The organism is Methanophagales archaeon (assembly GCA_021159465.1).
GTDB lineage: Archaea > Halobacteriota > Syntropharchaeia > Alkanophagales > Methanospirareceae > G60ANME1.
In genome coordinates this window covers 1-7,334 of the sequence record JAGGRR010000024.1, presented here as the reverse complement: position 1 = coordinate 7,334, position 7,334 = coordinate 1, and the positions used below count along the sequence as shown (strand labels likewise).

The window sequence follows — 7,334 nt, the reverse complement described above, 5'->3', positions numbered from 1 at the left end:
GGATACCCGTAGTAAGGGTGATAATACCGGGATTTGAGGTATATGCCAGGAATCCCGAGAGATTGGGGCATAGATATAGAAGATACCGGTGAAGAAGAAGATACCGGTGAAGAGATCGAATTATATTATATCCATTTAACAAAACCATAAGATTTAAATATACATGAATATTTTTGTTTTCTCAAAATTGGAACGTTTAAAAAAAATAGAAAAATTTAAATACATGCAAACTAAATTAATAGTGGTGGTAAAAATGGAGGAAGGTATTTGTTATGTCTGTAATCAAACATTTACAGCGACAAGCAAGGATGCGCTGGTAGATAAGATAGTGGAACATATAATGGCATCGCATCACGGTTGGGTCTGGGGGGATGCGATGCAAGCGAAGAACGTATTTGAGAAATGCCCGGTATGCGGCGCGACACTTGGCAAACTCGCTGCGAAATGCCCCAACTGCGGTGCTGATCTTGTGGAACAATTTGCAAGAAAGGTAACCGTGAGGTATGTAAAAGGCTAATAGAGGAAGTAATTAACTTCCTGCATTTTTTATTTTTATGGCTTTCTGATATGAAGATTTTTAGCAAGCATTGAGAAATCTATTTATACAAGGCAAGAATAGTTTCCCTTATGGAGAAGTATTGAGAAAAAACCGAAAAAGATAAAATTCAAAAAGAGCTATGCTGTTACGAAGATGGGAATGAAGATCGAGGATGAGTTGATAAAGGAGATCCATGTGCTCTTACATCCGATAAGGTTCAGGATTGTGGAGCTACTGGCAGACAAGCAGATGCACATAAATGAGATAAGTAATGCGCTTGGTGAGGAGAGACGGCTTGTTTCTTACCATCTACTTACTCTGGAAGAGCATGGGTTCCTAGATAGCAGATATGAGATCTCGGAGCTACCGAAGTCAAAGGGCAAGGCGATAAGGAAATATCGCATCACGAACAAAGTGGAGGAAGTGGTCTCGAAGTTCAAGAAGAGGTTTAAATAATAACTACAGAGGTATTTGTTGCATCCTGACCCTTTTCTCTGAATAGAAGAAGGGAAGGTTTATGTACTAAAAAAACAAATATATACTTAGTTAAGATATGGATGATAGGATAAAGAAGTGTCCGGAATGCGGGTCCAAGAACCTGATAACAGACCCCAAGCATGCAGAACTCTATTGTGCTGACTGTGGGGTGGTGATAGCGGAGAATCTTGTGGACCCTGGACCTGAGTGGCGTTCCTATGACGAGGAGCAAGCATCAAAGCGGATCAGAACAGGTCCTCCTATAAGCTACAGGGTTCATAATATGGGTTTGAGTACACCCGTGCCTGAGACTTTCACCCGCACAAAGAGATTGCGGGGGATACTAAATATGGATAGCAGTGAGAAGATCCTCTCCTTTGCACTCGGGGAGATAGATAGAATGGCAAGCGCGCTTAAGCTGCCAACAGAGATCCGGGAGGAAACTTCTGTACTATACCGGCGGGCAGCGAAGCTGAATTTGATAAAGGGACGAAGTATAGAGGAGCTGGTCTCTGCAATGTTGTACATTGTGTGCAGGCAGTATCATGTACCGCGAACGCTGAAGGAGATTGCACAGGTATCACGAATGCCCCTGCGAAAGATAAGGCGCGCATATATCTTTCTTGTGCGCAGGCTTGGAATAAAACTCGCGCCCGCAGATCCCGCGCAGTATGTACCCAGATTCTGCTCTGAGCTGGGGTTGAGTGATGCGATAAGGGAGAGAGCGATAGAGATATTGAAGGAAAGCGAGAGTGCAAGTGCAGCGAAGGGTTGGGGACCAACTGGCACCGCTGCGGCTGCTATATATCTCGCTGCGAATTTGAGCGGTGTCTCGGTTTCTGAGAAGGATATAGCGAAGGTCGCAGGTACAACCCCGATCACCATCCGAAACAGGTGTAAGGAGCTGGAGGATAACTTAAAGATAAATACAGATATCTTGTCATATCCACATCAAAAGGGCGCGTATTTTGTGATATGACATGTACCATATATATCACGCCCTGGGTTTGCACATGCACCTGCCTCTGGGGAATATAGTTTTGTTGCTCCGAACAAGAGAGTAGGAGGCAAAGGAGATAACATTGTGCTATGAGCGTCCCCTGAGATATGTATCGCGCTATGAAGATACAGCGGGAATATTTATGGGCTTCTCCGGTATACTGCTGGAGCAGCTCTGCAGCCTATATATGTAGCCCACATATAATAGAAAGTTTCTCTGCAATACTGGGACCTGAACAGGGTAATGCAAGAAATATCCCGCAGTAAGAGGGATTGAATTCCTTGGTATGGGTTATTATCATCCCCTCTTCCCTCTGATACCAAAGGGAGATTGGAAACCACAGATAGAACGATGGAAGCAACGGGTGAAAGCACTTGGCTTGAGTGTCCAGGGCTTTTGGCCCCTGAGATGGGCTTCTGCATGGAGATGATACCGGTGCTGAAGGATACAGTTTTTAAATACGTCGTTGTTGATAGCGTACATGTGAATCCAAAGGGTGGGAAGATACGGAGAGAGGATATAATGTACAAGCCGCATATTGCTGAGTACAATTCCGCTGAGATAGTGCTAATACCGAGAGACAGGGATATAAGTAACACCCAGGAAGGTGGATTTGACCCTACCCTAAGTGGTTTGAGCATGAAGTCATGCAATGCATAAGACAGAGCGATGTGAAGGGAATTGACTTCTTACCACATGGTTCAGTTCAGATAGTGAGAATAGAGGATGGTTCAGACAGATGCATGAGCCATCATGATTCTGAGGACATTTCTTCGCACCTTACATGGCATGGAGGAAGTGCAGAGGGAAAATTATCAAATCACACCGATAAAGATAAGTGAGTACATAGAAGAGAATCCACCCACAACTTATGTTGAGGTCCGAACAGGTGCGTGGAATGTAGCAAATACATCTGGTTATGATTTCAGCCAGTGGGAGGGTACAGAGAAGCAGCGGGCGACTATAGAAGAGCTGTGGGTAACGAGCAGGGAGTATCATCGGCTCGGTAAAAGGATTCCAGAGGTAGAAGAGCATATACTGAAGGCTGAAACGAGCTGTAACCTCTTCTGGGGTGATGCATGGGTGCACCTGATATACGAGGATATGAAAGCAGCGAAGGAACTGATGCGTACAATCTACAATCAGATATCAGATCTAATCAGTAATTAGTCTCTCCTTCCACTAACTTCCACTAACTATTACTATTCTCACTATATCCTGTGCCACTCGTGCATTCATCAGATAATCATCCATGGTTGCTATTAGCGTTCCTATCCTGGGCGCTTCAAGATGAACTATTGCACTCCCGTCCTTTTCCTTTAACTCTGTCTTTATATTATTCACGTTGTCGGGCATCAAAGCACCTGCTACCAGACATGCATCCTCTCCTTTCATCTTTATTCTCGCTTTTATTCTCATAAATTAGCTCGGTTTATTTATTGGACTTATACTCACCCGGGGTAATAGAACTTTGTAACACATGCAGGATTTCTCGTTAGTATATTTCTAACAGAAACAATACCAACGAGCTCCTCACCGTCAAGCACAAGCAGCCTTCTTATACCCTTCTCAGCCAGTATCTCACACGCCTTCTCCACCGGTGTATCAGGCTCAACGGTAATCAAAGGCGAGGACATTATCTCTTTTGCTCTCACCTCACCCGGTATCATGTTCTTCATCGTGACCTTTAATGCTATGTCACGGTCTGTAATTATACCTACAGGCTTGCCATCCCTTGTTATTACCACACTCCCCACACCCGACAATTCCATATCCCTCGATATCTGAGTCACAGGCGTATCCTCATCTTCTGTTATCACCTTCGGTGTCATTATATCTCTAACTTCCAGCATCTCCATTGCCATTATTCTCCCACCTCTCTTTTCTTTAATTATACAATCTAAATAAAGCTTTCGGTTCGCGTTCGCATCGCATTTGCATCTACTTCAGTCATGCAGTCAGGGACGAGTTCTTTTAAATGGTAAACGAAGCCTCTTACCCACACCATGCCGATAATCGTGGAACCAGAATACACCGGAAGCGAAACTGGAAATTGACTGTCGCTTCCTCCAGTACGTTATATGCCTCAATTTTCTCAGCACCGTCTCCAACCTCTTCCTCTGCTCCCCCGAAGGCTCTTCCATGCGATTATAAAGTCCCTCAAATCTACCATATACTTCCCTCAGCTCTTTGTCATCTCTGTAAAAGCCTATAAGTTCCCTCAGTTCTTCATATACCTCTTTTATCCGCTCCTTGTAGCTGTCTGCATCGTTCACCATTAAAAACTTCTCAGCCTCACTTAAAGCTCGCTCAAGTCTGTCAAGTGTCCATCCACTTGCTAACACCCGCACTTCAGGATAGAACCTCCGGACACACTCGGGTATCTGTGATAATATGTTCCTAACGCTGATAATCCCGATAAGTATGCCGTTTTCAATCACCGGCAGCCTCTTTATCCGCTTCTCTGCAATGAGCTCACATGCCTTCTCCAGAGGTATATCAGGCTCAATAGTTATCAGAGGTGAGGACATGATCTCCTTTGCTTTTACCTCGCTCGCTCTTCTGTCTTTTAGCAGAACCTTTAATGCAATATCCCGCTCTGTAATAATGCCAATGCCCGCTGGATTGTCTTCTGAGGTGATCACCACACTGCCTATACCCAGCTCTTTCATATCCCTCGCTATATCTATCACGGGAGTATCCTCATCTTCTGTTATTATAGGCGTGCTCATTATGTCTCGGACTTTCATCTCTATCTCTCTTATCTCTTAGTTGGCTTATTTATAGTACATAAAGTATAATATTTCTTTCGTAAAGCTTTCTTTTTGAAAGAAAGGTTTTTTAAAAAAGAACAGGAGTTAAACCTTAGGTTTCTTTGCCTCGGGATGCGCCCTGATTTGTTCGAGAACACGGGGGAAGTCGGCAAATACAGCTCCTAAATCCACTGTTCCTACAATATCAACGACGCCAAGCGCTGCTATTGCCTCTCCCTCTTCATTCCTGATAGGGGCAACAATAACAGGTATACGAGCATATCTGCCTGTTAGCGGTGTTGTTCGAATCACCCTGTTCTCCTTCAATACCCTCTCCAGCACCGGACCGGTGTAATCAAAGTCAACCACTTCACCCTTCTCTACTCTCACACCTTGCCTGTTCTTGCTTCGCGCGGTCACTGGTATCACAAGCAAATCGTTCACTGCTTTTGCTATCGGTGCGAGTTCTTCTGCACTCGAGTCCTCATTTATTATGATATCCTTTCCCATCTCTTCTTCTCCTTTCGTTTTTACACCTTTGACGGTTCCTTGAACAGCAACGTATAATCCCCATACACCTTCTTCAGATACTTCGCCAGCCATATTACCACGCAATAAAACACCACCAGCAGAAGGTATCTTATGTCTCTGAAAAGGAAATCATAGGGCACCAAAGATTCGCTCACACCTCCCACTCCTGCCAATCTGTACCATCGCATTGCATAGTAAACTATAACATAAACGTTTATAGCTGCCACACTAACGGCAATCCAGCGGTAAATCTTGTTCAATTCCAACCATCCCTTCAGTCCCCGGCTCATATAAAATATGTAAGCAAATAGGGCCCAGCCCATTATGAAAAGGGCGATGCCCGAACACTCACTTTCCCATAGCGCTACCTTACCATCCGAACTTATACCTGTTCGCCACAGAATTGCTATCACAACAATCGTAATCAAAGTCCGTTTATCCATTATCACATTACCAAAAGATTCTCTTATGGTCATTTTTTAAACAAAGTTCCTACTTCTTCTTCATCTTTTCTTTATAAAAATATTTCTTTTTTTAGCTCTTGCATTCTTTATCTCCGCGAGTGCATTCGCGGTCATCCAGTCATGCCCATGAACGATATCGAAGCTGCCAGAAACGTTCTCAGTCTGGAAGAAATGATAAGCGAAAGAATAGCACATATTGTTCATCTCTTCTACTAAGTTTGGATTCAGATCGAAAGGGCAGCGATGATAATGTATTCTATCTAGCACCTCGTAATGCTGCTGCTCATACCCCATCCTTGTGAACACGTGAACTTTATTCCCGGCTCTTTGGAGAGCAGCAGCGAGCTCTGTAACATGTGGTGCAACACCACCGACCGCAATCGAATGTAAAGATACCAAACTGAGCAATGCGATTCTCATTTTCTTTTATCTATCGCTCTATTTCCGGTATTGAAGAATTCCTGCAGTTATTCATGTCGCTCGACGATGACCTCCGCGAACTTGTCTGGTGTCTCTCTAATTCCCTCCGCGGTTTTCTTTGTCGCCGAGATATTCTATCCACGACGCAAGCCAGAGAAACTCGTCCTTAGTGAACATATCGAGATTATCTCTCAACTCAGCCATATTTTTTATGGCTATGCTACTGCTGCCCCTATTCTGGTAATACGGATTCTTTCCCGCAGGGGCGAATAAAGAAATTGCGAGCCTGAACAGCTCTGTTTTCTTCTTATTGTATAGTCCCAAAAAATTTGACTTTAAATACCTTCAAACAACTAATGGGTTACGGCAGACTAACAGAGAAGAAGGTAAAGTACATCGTGCGACACAAGAGAAGAGGAAAGAGCAACAGAGAGATAGCGTTTGAGATGAGGGTCAGCGTTTCAACGGTCAAGAGGGTATGGTCTTACTGGCTCACACACGGGGAGTATTTGCCAATAAGAAAGAGGGGGAGAAAGGTGAAGGAAATAATAAGTGAAGTAAATATGACTACATGAAAAACACCTCCTTATAAATAGGGAAGAAGGAGGTGCATATGTATATAGGATTGGATGTGCATAAAAAGTTGAGCTACTATTCGATGGTAGACGGCAGGGGAACAGAGATGCAGAGAGGTAGATTTCCAACGACATGCGAAGGCTTGGACGAGTTTGCGAGCAAGTTGCCTGAAGACGCAAAAGTGGCGATCGAGGCGTCGACTTCGGGTATCTTTGCGTATGAGCGCCTGGACGAAAGTGGGATAGAAGTGCATTTGGCACATCCAGTTTATGTCAAGCCGTTTGCAAAGAAGCATGTGAAGACAGACAAGGTGGATGCTAGGGTGTTAGCGCAATTGTTGAGAATGGCTTACTTGCCGGAGAGCTATGTTCCGGGTAAAGAGATAAGGGACCAGAGAGTCATGATTCGGCATCATGCAAGTCTTGTTCGTTTACGGACTTCAATAAAGAACAGAATACACGCATTGCTGGCGATAGAGGGGGTTCAGACATCGGAATTCAGTGACCTATTCGGAAAGAAGGGGATGGAGTTCCTGAAAGGAGTGAAACTTCCCCAAGTGACGAGAGGCACTGGAT

16 protein-coding genes are annotated in these 7,334 nt (G+C 44.2%); 9 read left to right on the top strand and 7 right to left on the bottom strand.

Translation table 11 applies throughout. The features are described from left to right. Positions 1-253: 253 nt before the first annotated feature. From J7J01_01470 to J7J01_01440, 7 genes are all read left to right on the top strand, one after another. On the top strand, positions 254-517 hold the full coding sequence (locus tag J7J01_01470; GenBank protein ID MCD6209562.1) for a hypothetical protein: 264 nt from the start codon (positions 254-256) through the stop codon (positions 515-517). A 180-nt stretch (positions 518-697) separates the two neighbouring features. Beyond that, positions 698-994, top strand: a complete 297-nt coding sequence (locus J7J01_01465) for a winged helix-turn-helix transcriptional regulator (protein ID MCD6209561.1) — start codon at positions 698-700, stop codon at positions 992-994. A 97-nt stretch (positions 995-1,091) separates the two neighbouring features. Beyond that, positions 1,092-1,994, top strand: a complete 903-nt coding sequence (locus J7J01_01460) for a hypothetical protein (GenBank protein MCD6209560.1) — start codon at positions 1,092-1,094, stop codon at positions 1,992-1,994. 307 nt (positions 1,995-2,301) lie between these two features. Beyond that, positions 2,302-2,445, top strand: a complete 144-nt coding sequence (locus tag J7J01_01455; protein ID MCD6209559.1) for a hypothetical protein — start codon at positions 2,302-2,304, stop codon at positions 2,443-2,445. Then, positions 2,424-2,675, top strand: a complete 252-nt coding sequence (locus tag J7J01_01450; protein ID MCD6209558.1) for a hypothetical protein — start codon at positions 2,424-2,426, stop codon at positions 2,673-2,675. The genes J7J01_01455 and J7J01_01450 overlap by 22 nt, the downstream gene beginning before the upstream one ends. Beyond that, on the top strand, positions 2,663-2,857 hold the full coding sequence (locus tag J7J01_01445) for a hypothetical protein (protein ID MCD6209557.1): 195 nt from the start codon (positions 2,663-2,665) through the stop codon (positions 2,855-2,857). The genes J7J01_01450 and J7J01_01445 overlap by 13 nt, the downstream gene beginning before the upstream one ends. Beyond that, entirely contained in the window at positions 2,814-3,185 is a 372-nt protein-coding gene (locus J7J01_01440; GenBank protein MCD6209556.1) for a hypothetical protein, read from the top strand. Before J7J01_01445 ends, J7J01_01440 begins: the two co-directional genes overlap by 44 nt. 12 nt (positions 3,186-3,197) lie before the next feature. Here the strand turns inward: J7J01_01440 and J7J01_01435 are convergent, their stop codons facing one another. From J7J01_01435 to J7J01_01405, 7 genes are all read right to left on the bottom strand, one after another. Beyond that, on the bottom strand, positions 3,198-3,434 hold the full coding sequence (locus J7J01_01435; protein ID MCD6209555.1) for a hypothetical protein: 237 nt from the start codon (positions 3,432-3,434) through the stop codon (positions 3,198-3,200). A 32-nt stretch (positions 3,435-3,466) separates the two neighbouring features. Beyond that, positions 3,467-3,880, bottom strand: a complete 414-nt coding sequence (locus J7J01_01430) for a CBS domain-containing protein (protein MCD6209554.1) — start codon at positions 3,878-3,880, stop codon at positions 3,467-3,469. 93 nt (positions 3,881-3,973) lie between these two features. After that, positions 3,974-4,765: a CBS domain-containing protein gene (locus J7J01_01425; GenBank protein MCD6209553.1), complete on the bottom strand. Its 792-nt coding sequence runs from the start codon at positions 4,763-4,765 to the stop codon at positions 3,974-3,976. Between the two features lie 108 nt (positions 4,766-4,873). Continuing rightward, the gene (locus J7J01_01420; protein ID MCD6209552.1) at positions 4,874-5,278 is read right to left on the bottom strand and encodes a DUF2111 domain-containing protein; all 405 of its coding nucleotides are present in this window, start codon (positions 5,276-5,278) and stop codon (positions 4,874-4,876) included. 20 nt (positions 5,279-5,298) lie between these two features. Beyond that, entirely contained in the window at positions 5,299-5,775 is a 477-nt protein-coding gene (locus J7J01_01415; protein ID MCD6209551.1) for a hypothetical protein, read from the bottom strand. Between the two features lie 27 nt (positions 5,776-5,802). Continuing rightward, positions 5,803-6,183 carry a glycosyltransferase gene (locus J7J01_01410; GenBank protein MCD6209550.1) on the bottom strand — a complete coding sequence of 127 codons (381 nt, stop codon included), beginning with the start codon at positions 6,181-6,183 and terminating at the stop codon, positions 5,803-5,805. A gap of 96 nt (positions 6,184-6,279) precedes the next feature. Next, the gene (locus J7J01_01405) at positions 6,280-6,507 is read right to left on the bottom strand and encodes a hypothetical protein (GenBank protein ID MCD6209549.1); all 228 of its coding nucleotides are present in this window, start codon (positions 6,505-6,507) and stop codon (positions 6,280-6,282) included. Between the two features lie 74 nt (positions 6,508-6,581). Between J7J01_01405 and J7J01_01400 the strand changes: the two genes are divergently transcribed. Both J7J01_01400 and J7J01_01395 read left to right on the top strand, forming a co-directional pair. After that, positions 6,582-6,758: a response regulator transcription factor gene (locus tag J7J01_01400; protein MCD6209548.1), complete on the top strand. Its 177-nt coding sequence runs from the start codon at positions 6,582-6,584 to the stop codon at positions 6,756-6,758. 38 nt (positions 6,759-6,796) lie between these two features. Continuing rightward, positions 6,797-7,334, top strand: a 538-nt coding sequence (locus J7J01_01395; GenBank protein MCD6209547.1) for a transposase, incomplete at its 3' end; no start/stop codon positions are given.